Source organism: Cellulomonas sp. P2_B4 (genome assembly GCF_056404795.1).
This window is the reverse complement of record NZ_JBFUDI010000002.1, coordinates 380,288-396,380: the sequence shown is the minus strand read 5'-3', so window position 1 is coordinate 396,380 and position 16,093 is coordinate 380,288. Positions and strand designations below refer to the sequence as shown.

Annotated in this window: 13 protein-coding genes; 10 read left to right on the top strand and 3 right to left on the bottom strand. The window is 73.5% G+C overall.

Going from position 1 to position 16,093, the window contains the following annotated elements; all coding sequences use genetic code 11:
• Positions 1-35 precede the first annotated feature (35 nt).
• Positions 36-710, top strand: a complete 675-nt coding sequence (locus tag AC1DZC_RS04445; protein ID WP_477039185.1) for an HAD family hydrolase — start codon at positions 36-38, stop codon at positions 708-710.
• Here AC1DZC_RS04445 and AC1DZC_RS04440 read toward each other — a convergent pair.
• Positions 703-1,620 carry a RecB family exonuclease gene (locus tag AC1DZC_RS04440; RefSeq protein ID WP_477039184.1) on the bottom strand — a complete coding sequence of 306 codons (918 nt, stop codon included), beginning with the start codon at positions 1,618-1,620 and terminating at the stop codon, positions 703-705. The two genes, AC1DZC_RS04445 and AC1DZC_RS04440, sit on opposite strands and share 8 nt — an antisense overlap.
• A 92-nt stretch (positions 1,621-1,712) precedes the next feature.
• Between AC1DZC_RS04440 and AC1DZC_RS04435 the strand changes: the two genes are divergently transcribed.
• From AC1DZC_RS04435 to dop, 4 genes are all read left to right on the top strand, one after another.
• Complete coding sequence (locus tag AC1DZC_RS04435; RefSeq protein ID WP_477039183.1) at positions 1,713-2,849, top strand: site-2 protease family protein; 1,137 nt, start codon at positions 1,713-1,715, stop codon at positions 2,847-2,849.
• 11 nt (positions 2,850-2,860) lie between these two features.
• The gene (locus AC1DZC_RS04430; RefSeq protein WP_477042395.1) at positions 2,861-3,871 is read left to right on the top strand and encodes a tRNA (adenine-N1)-methyltransferase; all 1,011 of its coding nucleotides are present in this window, start codon (positions 2,861-2,863) and stop codon (positions 3,869-3,871) included.
• Positions 3,872-4,094: 223 nt separating this feature from the next.
• On the top strand, positions 4,095-5,729 hold the full coding sequence (gene arc / locus AC1DZC_RS04425; RefSeq protein WP_477039181.1) for a proteasome ATPase: 1,635 nt from the start codon (positions 4,095-4,097) through the stop codon (positions 5,727-5,729).
• Positions 5,730-5,778: 49 nt separating this feature from the next.
• Positions 5,779-7,386 (top strand): depupylase/deamidase Dop, encoded by a 1,608-nt coding sequence (dop, locus tag AC1DZC_RS04420; protein WP_477039180.1) that lies wholly within the window; start codon positions 5,779-5,781, stop codon positions 7,384-7,386.
• Here dop and AC1DZC_RS04415 read toward each other — a convergent pair.
• On the bottom strand, positions 7,383-10,997 hold the full coding sequence (locus tag AC1DZC_RS04415; protein ID WP_477042394.1) for an SCO7613 C-terminal domain-containing membrane protein: 3,615 nt from the start codon (positions 10,995-10,997) through the stop codon (positions 7,383-7,385). The two genes, dop and AC1DZC_RS04415, sit on opposite strands and share 4 nt — an antisense overlap.
• Positions 10,998-11,164: 167 nt before the next feature.
• Here AC1DZC_RS04415 and AC1DZC_RS04410 point away from each other — a divergent pair, with 167 nt between their 5' ends.
• From AC1DZC_RS04410 to AC1DZC_RS04390, 5 genes are all read left to right on the top strand, one after another.
• Positions 11,165-11,362 carry a ubiquitin-like protein Pup gene (locus AC1DZC_RS04410; RefSeq protein WP_477039178.1) on the top strand — a complete coding sequence of 66 codons (198 nt, stop codon included), beginning with the start codon at positions 11,165-11,167 and terminating at the stop codon, positions 11,360-11,362.
• The gene (gene prcB / locus AC1DZC_RS04405; RefSeq protein ID WP_477039177.1) at positions 11,359-12,195 is read left to right on the top strand and encodes a proteasome subunit beta; all 837 of its coding nucleotides are present in this window, start codon (positions 11,359-11,361) and stop codon (positions 12,193-12,195) included. The genes AC1DZC_RS04410 and prcB overlap by 4 nt, the downstream gene beginning before the upstream one ends.
• The gene (gene prcA / locus AC1DZC_RS04400; protein ID WP_477042393.1) at positions 12,192-12,887 is read left to right on the top strand and encodes a proteasome subunit alpha; all 696 of its coding nucleotides are present in this window, start codon (positions 12,192-12,194) and stop codon (positions 12,885-12,887) included. The genes prcB and prcA overlap by 4 nt, the downstream gene beginning before the upstream one ends.
• Positions 12,888-12,946: 59 nt before the next feature.
• Positions 12,947-14,308 carry a Pup--protein ligase gene (gene pafA, locus AC1DZC_RS04395; RefSeq protein WP_477039175.1) on the top strand — a complete coding sequence of 454 codons (1,362 nt, stop codon included), beginning with the start codon at positions 12,947-12,949 and terminating at the stop codon, positions 14,306-14,308.
• 121 nt (positions 14,309-14,429) lie between these two features.
• Complete coding sequence (locus AC1DZC_RS04390) at positions 14,430-15,317, top strand: FKBP-type peptidyl-prolyl cis-trans isomerase (protein ID WP_477042392.1); 888 nt, start codon at positions 14,430-14,432, stop codon at positions 15,315-15,317.
• Here AC1DZC_RS04390 and AC1DZC_RS04385 read toward each other — a convergent pair whose 3' ends face one another.
• Positions 15,318-15,962 carry a TIGR03085 family metal-binding protein gene (locus AC1DZC_RS04385; protein WP_477042391.1) on the bottom strand — a complete coding sequence of 215 codons (645 nt, stop codon included), beginning with the start codon at positions 15,960-15,962 and terminating at the stop codon, positions 15,318-15,320.
• Positions 15,963-16,093: the final 131 nt, after the last annotated feature.

Genomic DNA, 16,093 nt, shown 5'->3' with positions numbered 1-16,093 from the left:
CTGAGCGCGTCGGCAGCCCCTCGTACGATGGCTCGGTGAACCCCCACCTCGCTGCAGTCCTCTGGGACATGGACGGCACCCTCATCGACACCGAGCCGTTCTGGATCGCGGCCGAGACCGAGCTGGTCGAGGCGCACGGCGGTGTCTGGACGCACGAGGACGGCCTCGCCATGGTCGGCAACCCGATGATGGTGAGCGCGAAGGCCCTCGCCGAGCGCGGCGTCGACCTCCCGTACGACGAGATCGTCGACTTCCTGAACCAGCGAGTCGCGTCCGGCGTCGCGGCCGGGATCCCGTGGCAGCCGGGCGCCCAGGAGCTGCTCCGCGCCGTGCACGCGGCGGGGGTCCCGATGGCGCTGGTGACCTCGTCGTTCGCCGTGCTGGCCGACCCGTTCGCCGCGGCCGTGGGCCTGTTCGACGTCGTCGTCAGCGGCGACGAGGTCAGCCGCGCGAAGCCCGACCCGGAGCCCTACCTCCTGGCCGCCGAGCGCCTCGGGGTCGACGTCGCGTCGTGCATCGCGGTCGAGGACTCGCGGTCGGGCATCGCCTCGGCGGTCGCGTCGGGTGCCCGCACGATCGCGGTCGAGGTGCACCACGCGGTCGCGTCCCGACCGGGCCTCAGCCGGGTCGGCTCCCTCGAGGACGTGTCGGTGGCGGACCTGCTGCGGGTGGCCGAGGGCGACGTGCTGGACCTGCGCGCCGCTAGCTGAGCGCCGTCGGCTGCACGCCGATCGACCGCTCGACTGCGCCCTCCGGCACCTCGGGCGGCGTCCCCCCGAACGCGGGGCACAGTGCCTTGAACGAGCACCAGTCGCACAGCCTGGACGGCCGCGGCCGCCAGTCGCCCGATCGTGCGGCGTCCTCGATGCCGCCCCAGATCGACCGCACGCGCGCCTCGATGGTCGCCATCTCCGACTCGGACGGCTCGTGCGTGAGCACGACCCCGTCGCCGAGGTACTCGAGCTGCAGCCGCTTGGGCAGGATCCCGCGCGTGCGCCAGATGACGTAGGCGTAGAACCGCATCTGGAAGAGGGCCGAGCTCTCGAACCCGGGACGCGGCGACTTGCCGGTCTTGTAGTCCACGACGCGCACCCACCCGTTCGGTGCGACGTCGACCCGGTCGATGATCCCGCGCAGCTGGGGACCGCCCTCGGACAGCTCGGTGGACACCATGAGCTCGCGCTCGCGCGGCTCGAGGCGGGTGGGGTCCTCCAGCGTGAAGTACGTCGCCAGCAGCGCCTCGGCGCTCGTCAGCCACTCGGCGAGGTCCGTCGGCTCCGCGAACAGCTCACCGATCGACGGGTCGCGCTCCAGCAGCATCTCCCACTGCACCGGCAGCAGCGCCTGCGCGGCCTCGACCGTGCGCTCGGGGGCGGGCAGGTCGAACAGGTGCTCCAGCACGGCGTGCACCAGGGTGCCGCGTGCCGCGGCCGGGCTGGGCGGCTCGGGGAGCCGGTCGATCACCCGGAACCGGAACAGCTGAGGGCACTGCAGGAAGTCGTTGGCCCGCGACGGGGACAGACCGGGCCGCGACGGCGGCCGGTCGCCCGTGACGAGCTGCTCGACGGCGTCCTCGACGGCCTCGTCGACCACCTCGAGCTCGAGCGCGTCGCTGGTCATGCGGCGGGTCTTCCGTCGGAGCTGTGCACGCCTCCGACCCTAGGCGCCACCACCGACAGCGGGGCGGATCGACGCACACCTACTCTGGGCACGTGAGCAGCAACAGACCCACCGAACGCCGGACGTCGGGCTGGGTGATCGGCCGCGTCGTCGGCGCCCCGATCATCCTGGCCCCCAGCTGGCTGCTCGCCGCCGTCGTGCTGACGCTGTTCATCGCGCCCAGCGTGCGCCGCTGGCTCGGCGGGGACGTCGGCGTGAAGATCTACGTCGTCGCGCTCGGGTTCGTCGTCCTGCTGTTCGCCTCGGTGCTCGTCCACGAGCTCGCCCACGGCCTCATGGCGCGGGCACGCGGTCAGCAGCCACGCGAGTTCGTGCTCACCCTCTGGGGCGGCCACACGAGCTTCGGCGGGGTGTCCCCGACGCCTCTGACGAGCATCCTCGTCGCGATCGTCGGGCCGATCTCGAACCTCGTGTGCGCCGGCATCTTCGCCTTCCTGGCCGCGCGCGTCGGCACCGACAGCATCGGGGGGCTCCTGCTCTGGTCCGGCGCCGTCTCCAACGGGTTCCTCGGGGTGTTCAACCTCATCCCGGGCCTCCCGCTCGACGGCGGCTGGGTGCTCGAGGCCGCGGTCTGGGGCATCACCAAGAACCGGCACACCGGCACGGTCGTCGCCGGCTGGGCGGGTCGCGTCGTCGCCGTGGGCGTGCTCGCCTGGGCCCTCGTCGTGCCGCTCCTGAGCGGTCGGCAGCCGGAGATCAGCAGCGTGGTGTGGTCCGCCCTGATCGGGGCTTTCCTGTGGTCCGGGGCCTCGTCCGCGGTCCGCGGGGGGCGGACGCAGAAGGCAGTCCAGCAGATCACCCTGGCGAGCGTCGGGCGCCGGGCGGTCGGGGTCGGCCACACCGACTCCCTCGCGCACGCCGGGGCCGTCGCCGCCGCGGCCGGCGCCGAGGAGGTCGTCATCCTGTCCCCGGACGGCCGGCCCGCCGCCTACGTCGACCGCGCCGCCGCCGCCTCGGTCCCGGCCGAGGCAGCGGGCACGACGCCGGTGACCGCCGTCTCCATCCCGCTGCCCGTCGGGGCCACCGTCGACGGCCTGCTCAGCGGCCCGGCGCTCGTGGGCGCGATCGGGGAGGCCACCCGGAACTCGCCCGTCGTCGCCGCGCTCGTCGACGGCAAGGTGGTCGGCCTGATCCGCGCGATGGACGTCGTGGCAGCCATCCGCTCCTAGACTCGGGGACCGTGAACCCCGACCAGACGTCCACCGGTGCCGCGCAACGCCGCGGTCCCTTCCGAGCGGGCGACCGCGTGCAGCTGACCGACCCGCGCGGCCGGCTGCACACGATCACGCTCGCCGAGGGCGGGTCGTTCCACACGCATCGCGGCTACCTGACGCACGACTCGCTGCTCGGGGCGCCCGAGGGCACGGTCGTGCGGAACACGTCGGGCATCGAGTACCTCGCGGTGCGGCCGCTGCTGGCCGACTACGTGCTGTCCATGCCGCGCGGCGCCGCGGTGGTCTACCCGAAGGACTCGGGGCAGATCGTCGCGATGGCCGACATCTACCCGGGCGCGCGCGTGATCGAGGCCGGCGTCGGGTCCGGGGCGCTGACGATGTCGCTCCTGCGTGCCGTCGGCGACGGCGGGTCGCTGCACTCCATCGAGCGGCGAGCGGACTTCGCGGCCATCGCCCGCGGGAACGTCGAGGGCTTCTTCGGCGGCCCGCACCCCGCGTGGGAGCTGTCGGTCGGCGACCTGTCCGACGTGCTGCCGACCGTTGCCGAGCCCGGCAGCGTCGACCGCGTCGTGCTCGACATGCTCGCGCCGTGGGAGAACCTCGACGCCGTCGCGGAGGCCCTCGCGCCCGGCGGGGTGTTCATCTCCTACGTCGCGACGACGACCCAGCTGTCGCGGCTCGCCGAGGACATCCGCAGCGACGGCCGCTACACCGAGCCCGAGGCCTGGGAGTCCATGGTGCGCGGCTGGCACCTCGAGGGCCTGGCCGTCCGGCCGCAGCACCGGATGATCGGCCACACCGGCTTCCTGCTCACCACGCGGCGGCTCGCCGACGGGGTGGACGCCCCGCAGCGTCGTCGCCGTCCCGCCAAGGGGGCGTACCCCGTGGCCGCCGACGGAGCACCGGCCGTCGACGACGCCGAGCTCTGGTCGCCGGAGGCCATGGGGGAGCGCACGGTGTCCGACAAGAAGCTGCGCCGCGCACGCCGCGACGTCGGCCAGGCGCCCACCGTCTGAGCCGTCCCGCCGTCCTCGCGCGACCTCCGCCCGCCCGTGGCGCCGTGGTCGCGCGACCACCGCGCGACCCGCCGTCCACAGATCGGGATGAACCGGTCGAGTCGGGTGCGTCGGGCCCCCGACTGTTGACATCTGTGGTTAGGGTCGTCGGACCAGCAGGCACAACGCGGTGCACGATGGAGACGGAGACACACTTCGCGCAAGCGGGACGGAGGCCGACGACATGACTGATCCGGGCGCCCCTGGACGGGACATCCACCGAGAGCTCAGTGTGCTGGCGGCCAAGAACGAGCGTCTCAGCGACGCGCTCGTCGCCGCTCGCGAGCAGATCATCGACCTCAAGCGGCAGGTGGACGACCTGGCCAAGCCGCCGGGCACGTACGCCACGTACCTCGGCTCCCGCGACGACGGCAGCGTCGACATCATCTCCGCCGGCCGCAAGATGCACGTGGGCGCCAGCCCGTCGCTCGACGTCTCCACGCTGCGCCCCGGCCAGGAGGTCATGCTCAACGAGGCCCTTACGGTCGTCGAGGCCGGCGGGTACGAGGAGGTCGGCGAGCTCGTCACGGTCAAGGAGCTGCTGGGCACCGACCGTGCGCTCGTGGTCGGGCGTGGCGACGAGGAGCGCGTCGTGCGCTTCGCCGGGCAGGTCCGTGACGCGCACGTGCGGATCGGCGACGCCCTGACGATCGACTCGCGCAGCGGGTTCGTGTTCGAGGTCATCCCGCGCGCCGAGGTCGAGGACCTGGTCCTCGAAGAGGTGCCGGACATCGACTACAAGGACATCGGTGGCCTGGGCCCGCAGATCGAGGCGATCCGCGACGCGGTCGAGCTGCCGTTCCTGCACCCGGAGCTGTTCCGCGAGCACGGCCTCAAGCCGCCGAAGGGTGTGCTGCTGTACGGCCCGCCCGGATGCGGCAAGACGCTCATCGCCAAGGCCGTCGCGCACTCGCTCGCGGCCACCGCGGCCGCCGCGCGGGGCGAGGACACCGCCGACACCAAGAGCTTCTTCCTGAACGTCAAAGGCCCCGAGCTGCTGAACAAGTACGTCGGCGAGACCGAGCGGCACATCCGCCTGATCTTCGCCCGTGCCCGCGAGAAGGCGTCGCAGGGGCACCCGGTCGTCGTGTTCTTCGACGAGATGGAGTCGCTCTTCCGTACCCGCGGCACCGGCGTCTCGAGCGACGTCGAGACGACGATCGTGCCGCAGCTGCTCAGCGAGATCGACGGCGTGGAGCGGCTGGAGAACGTCATCGTCATCGGCGCCTCGAACCGTGAGGACATGATCGACCCGGCCATCCTGCGGCCCGGCCGCCTGGACGTGAAGATCAAGATCGAGCGCCCGGACGCCGAGGGCGCGCGCGAGATCTTCGCCAAGTACCTGGTGCCCAGCCTGCCGATCCACCCGGACGACCTGTCCGAGCACGGCGGGTCTGCGACGGAGGCCGTCGAGGCGATGATCAGCCGCGTCGTCGAGCGGATGTACACCGAGAGCGACGAGAACCGCTTCCTCGAGGTCACCTACGCGAGCGGCGACAAGGAGGTCCTGTACTTCAAGGACTTCAACTCGGGCGCCATGATCCAGAACGTCGTCGACCGCGCCAAGAAGTCGGCCATCAAGGACTTCCTGGCCAGCGGGCAGCGGGGCATCCGGGTGGACCACCTGCTCACGGCCTGCGTCGACGAGTTCCGCGAGAACGAGGACCTGCCCAACACGACCAACCCCGACGACTGGGCGCGCATCTCCGGGAAGAAGGGCGAGCGCATCGTCTTCATCCGGACGATCGTGCAGGGCAAGAAGGGTGCGGAGGGCTCGCGCACCATCGAGACCGTCACGAGCACCGGGCAGTACCTGTAGCGGCGGACAGTCTGCGCGCCCGGTTGCGGGACGACCCTAGGGTGGTCCCGTGACCGTGCGCCGAGTGATGGGGATCGAGACCGAGTACGGGATCCTCCAGCCCGGACGCCCGCTGGCCAACCCGATGCTGCTCTCCTCGCACGTGGTCGCGGTGCACGCCGCCGCGCGTGAGGGGGCACGGACCCGTGCGCGCTGGGACTACGACGACGAGGACCCGCTGCACGACGCCCGCGGGTTCCACCTGCAGCGCGCGTCGGCCCATCCGTCGCTGCTCACCGACGACCCGGACGTGCCGGCACCGTCGGGTGACGGCCCGCAGGCCCTCCCGCGCGCGTCCAGCGACGAGTACGAGGACCCGGGTGCCGCGAACGTCATCCTCACCAACGGCGCCCGGCTGTACGTCGACCACGCCCACCCGGAGTACTCGTCGCCGGAGGTGACCAACCCCCTCGACGCGGTGCGCTGGGACCGCGCGGGCGAGCGGGTGATGCTCGCGTCGGTGCGAGCCCTGGCCTCGACGCAGGCCCTGCCGGACGTCGCCCTCTACAAGAACAACGTGGACGGCAAGGGCGCCACCTACGGCATGCACGAGAACTACCTCGTCGACCGGGCCGTGCCGTTCAACGACCTCGCGGCCCGCCTGATCCCGTTCTTCGCGACCCGCCAGGTGTTCACCGGCGCCGGCCGCGTGGGCATCGGCCAGCGCGGCGAGACGCCCGGCTTCCAGCTGTCCCAGCGCGCGGACTACATGGAGGCCGAGATCGGCCTCGAGACGACCCTGCGCCGCCCGATCATCAACACCCGCGACGAGCCCCACGCCGACCCGGACCGGTGGCGCCGCCTGCACGTCATCATCGGCGACGCGACGATGCTCGAGGTCTCCACGTACCTGCGCCTGGGCACGACGTCGCTGGTCCTGTGGCTCATCGAGCGCGCCGTCGCCGAGGGCGGCGCCGGGGGAGCTCTCGCGATCGTCGACCGGCTGACGCTGCGCGACCCGGTGCAGGCCGTCCACCTGATCAGCCACGACCTGACCCTGACCACCCGCGTCGAGCTGGCCGACGGTCGGCACCTGACCGCCCTGGAGATTCAGCGCGAGTACCTGACGGCCGTGCGGACCGCGCTCGCCCACACCGGCGGCGACCTCGACGCGCAGAGCGAGGACGTGCTGGACCGATGGGCGTCCGTGCTCGACCGCCTGGCGACCGACCCGGCGAGCTGTGCCCGCGAGGTGGAGTGGCTGGCCAAGCTGCGGCTCCTCGAGGGCATGCGCCGGCGCGACCACCTCGCGTGGGACCACCCCCGCCTGGCCGCGATGGACCTGCAGTGGTCCGACGTGCGGCCGGAGCGCGGCCTGTACCACCGCCTGGTGAGCGCGGGAGCCGTCGAGCTGCTCGTCACGGCCGAGCAGGTGGCCGAGGCCGTCCTGCACCCGCCGAGGGACACGCGCGCGTACTTCCGGGGCGAGGCGGTGGCTCGGTACGGGACCGAGATCTCCGCCGCGAGCTGGGACTCGGTCGTGTTCGACGTCCCCGGTGCCGCGACGCTGCAGCGGGTGCCGATGCGCGACCCGCTGCGCGGGACCGCGGCGCACGTCGGCGAGCTGCTCGACCGGAGCCCCGACGCGGCGTCGCTGCTCGAGGCGCTCGGCGCCTAGCTCATCTGCGCGACGTATCGGGCGGCCTCCCGGGCGTCCCGCAGCCGTCGCTCGTAGGTCAGTCCGAGGCCCAGCAGGGCGGCGCCGCCGAGCGCGAGGACAGGCCACCAGCCGAGCCCGCCGACGGCCTGACGAGCGACGGGTGCCAGCTGGACGACCAGCTCCAGCAGGAGCGCCAGCGCCCCGACGACGAACGGCGCCTGCCACCGCCGCACAGCGCCGACGACCACGGCGAGCAGCCCGCCCGCGATCGCCACGCCGATGCGCCAGCCGGTGCCGGTGGCCAGCGCGGTGAGCGTGGGGACACCGAGCGCCAGGGCCAGTCCCGGTCCCAGTGCGCTCCACGTCGGCGTCGTGGGCTCCGTCCGCATCCGCACCGCACCCACGACCAGGACGAGCACGCCGAGGACGACGAGGACCGCGTCCTGCGGCACCGCCCAGGTCCGGGCCAGGGCGGCGACGGTGGTCACGACGAGCAGCGACGCGCCCATCCCGACCAGGTCCGGCGCCGGCGGCGACCAGCGGGCACCGGGGAGCGCGCCGAGGCCCGCGGCTCCCCGGGCGGCGAGGTAGGTGCCGAGCGCGGCACCCACGGCGATCCGGGCGAGCCCGGCGGGTCCGTCGTCCTGCGTGAGCAGGGCCGGGATCGTGGCGACGAGCAGCACGCCCCACGGGACCACCCGGCGAAGCCCCGCATCCTGACCGGGCCGGGCGAGCAGCCAGGCCGCGCCCGCGCCGGCGAGCAGGGCGGCGGCGGGCAGGGCCCACAGCTCCGTCGGCGGCTGGGGCTCGGTCCAGCTCAGGCCCGCCAGGACGACGGCGCGACGTGCCGGACCGAGCACGGCGAGCAGGGCGCCGACCGCGGCCACGCAGAGCACCGGGTCGTTCCCCGCCGTGTACGGCGCCGAGCGCCGCCGGACGAGGAGGAGCGCGGTGAGGACGAGGACGGCGGCCGCGACGGTCGCGAGCATCGTCCGGTCCAGCGTCGCGCGCCCGATCGTGATCGGGTCCACGATCACGGCGGTGGGGACAGTCGCGAGGGCGAGCCCGCAACCGAGGAGCTCGGCGGCGGATCGTCCGCCGGACCGCCACCGCACGACGCCGACGGCCGCGAGCACGGCCCCGAGCGGGGCCAGGTACGCCTCGGGGACACCGACGTCCCGGATCGCGAGCGCGCACCAGGACGCGGCGACGAGCAGGCCGAGCGCCGCCCACAGCTCGGCGCGACGGTCGCGACGGCTCGCGCACGCGGCGGCGACCAGCGACGCGAGGACGAGGCTCAGCGCGGCCGCGGAGACGCTCTGGCCGAACGACGCCGCGATGCCGGTGCCGACCACGACCCAGCCCACGCCCTCGAGCGGGAGCCGCCGGTCGGCGAGCGACGCCGGGAGCGTCCCGGCGACCAGGGCCGCAGCGCCCCCGAGGACGACGGCCGCGAAGCAGACGGCCACGGCGTCCGGCCAGCCGGTGAGCGCCTGGGCCGTGACGAGCTCGAGCATCGCCACGGGGGCGACGGCAGCCGTCGCCCAGACGACCACGGGCGCGACGAGGCGGGACCCGCCGACGAGCGCCACGGCGAGGACCGAGACCGCGACGACGGCGCCGAGCACGATGCTCGGCGCGACGACGGCCGGTACGGGGGAGACGCCCGTCATCCAGCACCCGAGACCGACGAGCGCGGCTGCACCGAGGGAGACGTGGCGCTCCGCAGTGCTCCTGGCGACCCGCAGCGCGACCAGGGTCAGGATCGCGACGGTGACCGAGGCGGCGACCGTCACGGGTGCGGCGACGTCCCCGGCGGCAAGGAGCTGCGCGAGCGCCGCGAGGCCGACCAGGGCGGTCGTGCCGGTCGAGACGGCCCGGGCGACCGGGGCGCCGCCCCACCAGCGTGCCGTGTACGCGACCGCTGCGCCGGCGGCCAGGACGCTGCCCGACCACCATGCCCCACCCCCGGTGGTGAGCTGCGCGGCCACGAACGCCGCGCCCAGCGACAGGAGCGTGCCGACCCGCAGGTACCAGCGCAGCCAGCCCGTGCGCAGCAGCCCGACGACCGCGCCCACGACGCCGACGGCGAGCAGCGCGGCGGTCGCCTCGTCGCCGCCGGCGACGGCGGCTCCMACGAGCACGATCTCGACGGTCACCGCGGCGGCTGCGTGCCGGGCGGCACGGGCCGCCCGACCGGCACCCCGCCACACCGCGATCGCGACGAGCAGGACTGCGACGGCCACGACGCCGGAGAGCCGGCGGAGCACCTCGGACGTGGGCGCACCGTCGACACCGGTGATCGCGTCGATCCCGTCGCCGTACAGCAGCACCGCCGCGGGGACACCGACGGCGAGGGCCGTCAGGCCGGCGCTGTCCGCGCACGCGCGCACGAGTCCGCGTCCGGGCCGGGTCGCCGGCCAGCGGGACGTGGTCGCGACGAGGGCGACGGCGATAGCCGCCGGGATCACGGCAGCCGCGAGCCCGAGGACGACGGAGACGGCGGTCGCGGTGGTGATGGCGAGGACCCCCGCGCCGTAGGCCCAGACGCGTCCGGCGCCCGCCCGGCGGCCGGCGGCGCGAGCCTCTCGCGCGGCGAGCGCACCCTGCGCCAGGGCGACGACGGTCKCGGCGGCCAGGACGGTGACCGGCGGCCAGACCTCACCGCCGTCCCACTCGACCACGACCCCGACCAGGGCCGTCGCCCAGGCCGCGACCAGCCCGACGGCCGCGGCGCCCGCCAGGACGGCCCGCTCGCCGCGCATGCCCCACGGCAGCAGGAAGCGGAGGGTCCCGACGACCGAGACGCCGAGCAGCAGCGCCGCGACCCCGGCCGCGCTCCCGCCGTGCCCGAGCAGCATGAGCGGGGCGGCAGGCAGGAGCAGGCTCGCGGTCACGGTGCCGGCGCGCACGCCCGTCTGCCGGCCGTACGCACCGAGGGCGGCTGCGCAGACGACGCAGGCCACCGCCGCGTAGGCGGCGGGGTCGGCCTTCGGGAAGATGCCGATCGCGTGCACGGCCCAGGCGTCGAGGACGACCAGGACCGAGCCGAGCACGCCGACCGCCTGGGCCGAGCCCTCGAGGTCCCGGCGCTTGAGCCAGGCGGCCAGGACGAGCACGACGACCGTGCCCAGCGCGATGACGCCGCCACGTTGGGCGACCGTCAGGACGTCCCAGCTGAAGACGAGGAACACGAGGCTGGCCATCGCGAGCAGCGCGACGCCGAGGATCTGGAGCACCGTCTGCACACGCCACGGCGCACGCGGCTCGGCGACGGGTCGCGGTGCAGGCGCCGGCCGCGGCACCGGTACCGACATCGCGAGCGGGGCCGGGGCGACGGGAGGAGGCACGGCCGGCGAGCCCGCGGCGGGGGAGGAGTACCGCGGCCGGGCGGCCAGCTGCTCACCGCGCACCTCGGCGGCCAGCGCGGCGCGCGCCTCGATCGCGGCGACGGCCTCGAGCGACGAGCGCCAGATCCGCAGCCCCGCGTCGCCCGACAGGTCGATCCCGCACGTACCGCACGTGGTCGTCCCGATCGGTCCCGCGCAGACGGGGCACGCCCGGGTGTCCAGGAGGATCGCCCGGGCGCGGGCCATCTCGGACGTGAGGTGGATCGCGGGGTCCGTCATCGGGTGATGATGGCAGCGCGCGCTTCCCGGTGACGGGACATCCGTCGATCTGTGGACGAGGTTCGCCCGTCGGTTCGTCCGAACGGCGGGCGCCTGAGCCGGGCACGTCCGAGGATGGGCCTAGGGTGGAGCTGAGCACGTCAGCTGGCACACCGGGAGGGTTCACGATGGCTGGTCAGGAACACGTACGCCCACGTCGCGAGGACGAGGAGCCGGAAGGCGGTCCGGACACCCCCACGCCGGCGACGCCCAGCGCGCAGTCCCGAGACGCGGACGTCGACGCCCTGCTCGACGAGATCGACGACGTCCTGGAGTCCAACGCGGAGCAGTTCGTGCGCGGGTTCGTCCAGAAGGGCGGCCAGTGAACCAGTACGACACGTCGTCCTCCGGGCGGCTGCCGCACGCGTTCACGACGCCCGGCTCGTCGTCGTTCGTCGAGTTCCTCTCCAGCCATGCACCGCACCTCCTGCCGGGCAGCCGCCCGGCCGGTGAGCTGCAGGCGCCCCACGGCACCACGATCGTCGCGCTCGCGTTCGACGGCGGCATCGTCATGGCCGGCGACCGCCGCGCCACGATGGGGTCGATGATCGCGAGCCGGGACATCGAGAAGGTGTTCCCGGCCGACGAGTACTCCGCCGTCGGCATCGCGGGCACCGCCGGGCTGGCGATCGAGCTGGTCCGCCTGTTCCAGCTCGAGCTCGAGCACTACGAGAAGATCGAGGGCTCGCTGCTCTCGCTCGACGGCAAGGCCAACCGCCTCGCGACGATGATCCGGGGCAACCTCGGCCTCGCCATGCAGGGCCTGGCCGTGGTGCCGCTGTTCGGCGGCTACGACCTGGACAGGCGGACGGGGCGCATCTTCTCCTACGACGTCACGGGCGGTCAGTACGAGGAGCACGACCACCACGCGGTCGGGTCGGGGTCGGTGTTCGCGCGCGGCTCGCTCAAGAAGCTGTGGAAGCACGGGCTCGACGCCGAGGGCGCCGTCCGCGTCGCCGTCGAGGCGCTGTGGGACGCGGCCGACGACGACTCCGCCACCGGCGGGCCGGACCGGACGCGGGGGATCTGGCCCGTCGTCGCGACCGTGACCGAGGCCGGCTACCTGCGCGCTCCCGACGAGCAGCTCTCGGCGATCGTCGAGCAGGTCGAGGAGCAACGACGAGGGGCCCACCGGGCGCGGGGAGGTGGCCAGCGATGAGCATGCCGTTCTACGTCTCGCCCGAGCAGCTCATGAAGGACCGGGCCGACTACGCGCGCAAGGGCATCGCCCGCGGCCGGTCGGTCGTCGTCCTGCAGTACGACGACGGGATCGCGTTCGCCACGGAGAACGCGTCGCGGGCGCTGCACAAGATCTCGGAGATTTACGACCGCATCGGCTTCGCGGCCGTCGGCAAGTACAACGAGTTCGAGAACCTCCGGGTCGCCGGCGTGCGCTACGCCGACCTGCGGGGCTACTCCTACGACCGGGTCGACGTGACGGCCCGCGGGCTGGCCAACGCCTACGCCCAGACGCTCGGCACGGTGTTCACCACGGAGTCCAAGCCCCTCGAGGTGGAGATCGTCGTCGCCGAGGTCGGCCACGAGGTGTCCGGCGACCAGATCTACCGGCTCGCGTACGACGGCTCGGTCACCGACGAGCACGGCTACGTCGTCATGGGCGGCCAGGCGGAACGGCTCGACACGATCGTCGCCGAGGGCTGGCACGCCGGGATGACGCTGCCGGAGGTGCTGGCGCTCGCGGTCAAGGCGCTCGGTGCACCCGCGGAGGAGAGCGGCGAGCAGCGGGTGATCCCGGCCGCGCAGCTGGAGGTCGCGGTGCTGGACCGCACGCGTCCGCGTCGGACGTTCCGTCGCCTGGCGGGCGCACTGCTCGAGGACCTGCTCGACTGAGAGCACGCGCCCTCCACAGCGAGGGCACGAGGCAAGGCACGACCGAGGGAGGTACGGCGATGGACAGGCGGATCTTCGGCCTGGAGACCGAGTACGGCGTGACGTGCGCCGCCCAGGACGGGCGTGGGCTGTCGGCCGACGAGGTCGCGCGGTACCTGTTCCGCAAGGTCGTCGCGTGGGGGCGCTCGTCCAACGTGTTCCTGCGCAACGGCTCGCGGCTCTACCTGGACGTCGGGTCGCACCCCGAGTACGCCACGGCGGAGTGCGACGACGTCCGCCAGCTGGTCACGCACGACCGCGCCGGCGAGCGCATCCTCGAGGGGCTCGTGGCGGACGCCCAGCAGCGGCTCGAGCACGAGGGCCTGCCGGGCACGATCCACCTGTTCAAGAACAACACCGACTCGGCCGGCAACTCCTACGGCTGCCACGAGAACTACCTGGTGCGTCGGCAGGGCGACTTCTCGCGGCTGTCCGACGTCCTGGTGCCGTTCCTCATCACGCGCCAGATCCTCACGGGCGCCGGCAAGGTGCTGGCGACGCCCCGCGGTGCCGTCTACTGCCTCTCGCAGCGCGCCGACCACATCTGGGAGGCCGTCAGCAGCGCGACCACCCGCAGCCGGCCGATCATCAACACGCGCGACGAACCGCACGCGGACGCGGAGCACTACCGGCGCCTGCACGTGATCGTCGGGGACTCGTCGATGTCCGAGACGACGACGATGCTCAAGGTCGGCACGACCGACCTGCTGCTGCGCATGATCGAGGCGGGCGTCCCCATGCGGGAGATGGCCCTGGAGAACCCGATCCGGGCGATCCGCGAGATCAGCCACGACATGACGGGCATGCACCCGATCACGATGGCGAACGGGCGGACCGTCACGGCGGTCGACCTCCAGGAGGAGTACCTGACCCGCGTCACCGACTTCCTCGCGTCCGAGGGCGGGCCGACGCCGGAGAACAAGCAGGTGCTGGACCTGTGGGAGCGCGGGCTGCGCGCCCTGCGCACCGGTGACCTGTCGCTCGTGGAGCGCGAGCTCGACTGGGTGATCAAGTACAAGCTCATCGAGCGCTACCAGGCCAAGCACAACCTCGAGCTGTCGGACGTGCGCGTGCAGCGCCTCGACCTGGCGTACCACGACATCTCGCGCACCGAGGGTCTGTACAACCTGCTCGCGGCGCGCGGCATGGTCGAGCGCGTCACCACGGACCTCGAGATCTTCGAGGCGACCGCGGTGCCGCCGCAGACGACGCGGGCGAAGCTGCGCGGTGACTTCGTGCGGGCCGCCCAGGACGCCCGACGCGACTACACGGTCGACTGGGTGCACCTCAAGCTGAACGACCAGGCCCAGCGCACGGTGCTGTGCAAGGACCCGTTCCGCAGCGTCGACGAGCGGGTGGACCGGCTGATCGAGTCGATGTGAGGACCTGGTGAGAGGCTCGCCCGCGAGTCCCTGAGCACCAGGTCGGGACCGTACAGTGTCCCGGTGCGTCGGCCGGTCGTCCGGGCGGCGTCCCATCTGCCCGTGACGAGGAGGACCGACCGTGCGACGACTGCGCGCCCTGGCGGCTGCGGCCGCGCTCGCGCTCACCTTCGTCGGCCTCGCCGGGTGCAGCACGCCCGAGACGTCGGTCCCGGACGTGACGGTCACCGGTGAGCCCGGTGAGGCGCCGACGATCACGTACCTGACGCCCCTCGACGTCACGACGACGCACACCGAGCAGATCTGGCCGGGCACGGGTCCGGACCTGGTCAACGGCTCCGCGGTCCTCATCGACTTCTGGCTCGAGGACGCCGCCGACGCGTCCCTGGTCAAGGAGAGCTACTCCACCAAGCCGACGGCGCTGCTGCTCACCGAGGTGGACCTGGGCAAGGACCTGTTCGACACGTTGCAGGGCCAGAAGGTCGGGGCGCGTCTGCTCCAGATCAGCCCGGGCACCGGCAACGGCGCCTCGGACTACCCCACGGTGACCGTCATCGACGTGCTCCCGACGCGGGCGTCGGGCGAGGCCGTCCCCCCGCGTGCCGACCTGCCCGCCGTCACGCTCGACCCGTCGGGGGCGCCGTCGCTGACGCCCACCGGGACCGAACCGCCGGCCGGGCTCGTCGCGCAGCCGCTGGTCCGAGGTTCCGGCGAGCAGGTCCAGGCCGACGACGTCGTGACGGTGCAGTACACGGGGTTCGCGTGGACGTCCGGCGAGTCGTTCGACTCGACGTGGTCGCACGACGGGCTGCCGGTCTCGTTCTCGTTGCAGGACGTGCAGGCCTGGGCGGAGGGTCTCATCGACCAACCGGTCGGCAGCCAGGTGATGCTCGTCGTCCCGCCGACCTACGCGCTCGGCGTCACGGAGAGCGAGGAGCTGGCCGGCCAGACGGTCGTCTTCGTCGTGGACATCCTCGACACCGGGCACCCGACCGCGGCCGCGGGCTGATCAGGCGGGCAGGACGCGCTCCAGCTCGCTGAGGTCGTCCGCGGCACCCTGCAGGTCGACGTGCGCCGCGGCGCCGCGTCCGAACAGGTACAGCGCCAGCTCGCTCACCGCGCCGCGGACCACGACCGAGCCGTACCCGTCGCGGGCCCGGTGCTGGACGTGGCGGACACCGTCGGGGCGGACCAGGACCACCCCCACGGGCACGTGGCGCAGGCGTCCGCCGCCCTGCCGGACCAGGGCCACCCACAGCGCCTCGGTCTGCTCGGGGTCGAGCGTCCGCGGACCGACGGGTCCGGCGCCGCGTCGCACGTCCTCGGTGTGCACGAAGAGCTCGAGCAGGTTCATGAGCTCCGGGGCCCAGGCGATCGGGTGCAGCCGGGACGGGCCGGCGGCGACCCGGTCGACGAGCTGCGCGTAGTCGCCGGGCGCGCGGGACTCGTCGGCGAGCCGGTCGATGGCCGACTCGGCCCGCCCGGAAAGCGGTGGGACGGCGAGCGCGAGGCCGACGACGGGCGAGTGCTCGCGCAGCACGACGTGCGCGGCGAGGTGACGTGCCTGCCAGCCCTCGCACAGGGTGGGGGCGTCGGGCGCGACGGCGCTGAGGGCTTCGGCCAGCTGCTCGCGCTCGATCGTGTGCCAGGGCATGCCGCATGCTCGCACGGTGCCCCGGGTGCGGTCCCGCCGAGGAGACCTGCTGTCCGACCCGTGAGAAACTTGCTGGCAACCCCCATCGGCTCCCTGGAAGGTCCTTGTCGTGCCCCCACTGCGATCGACGG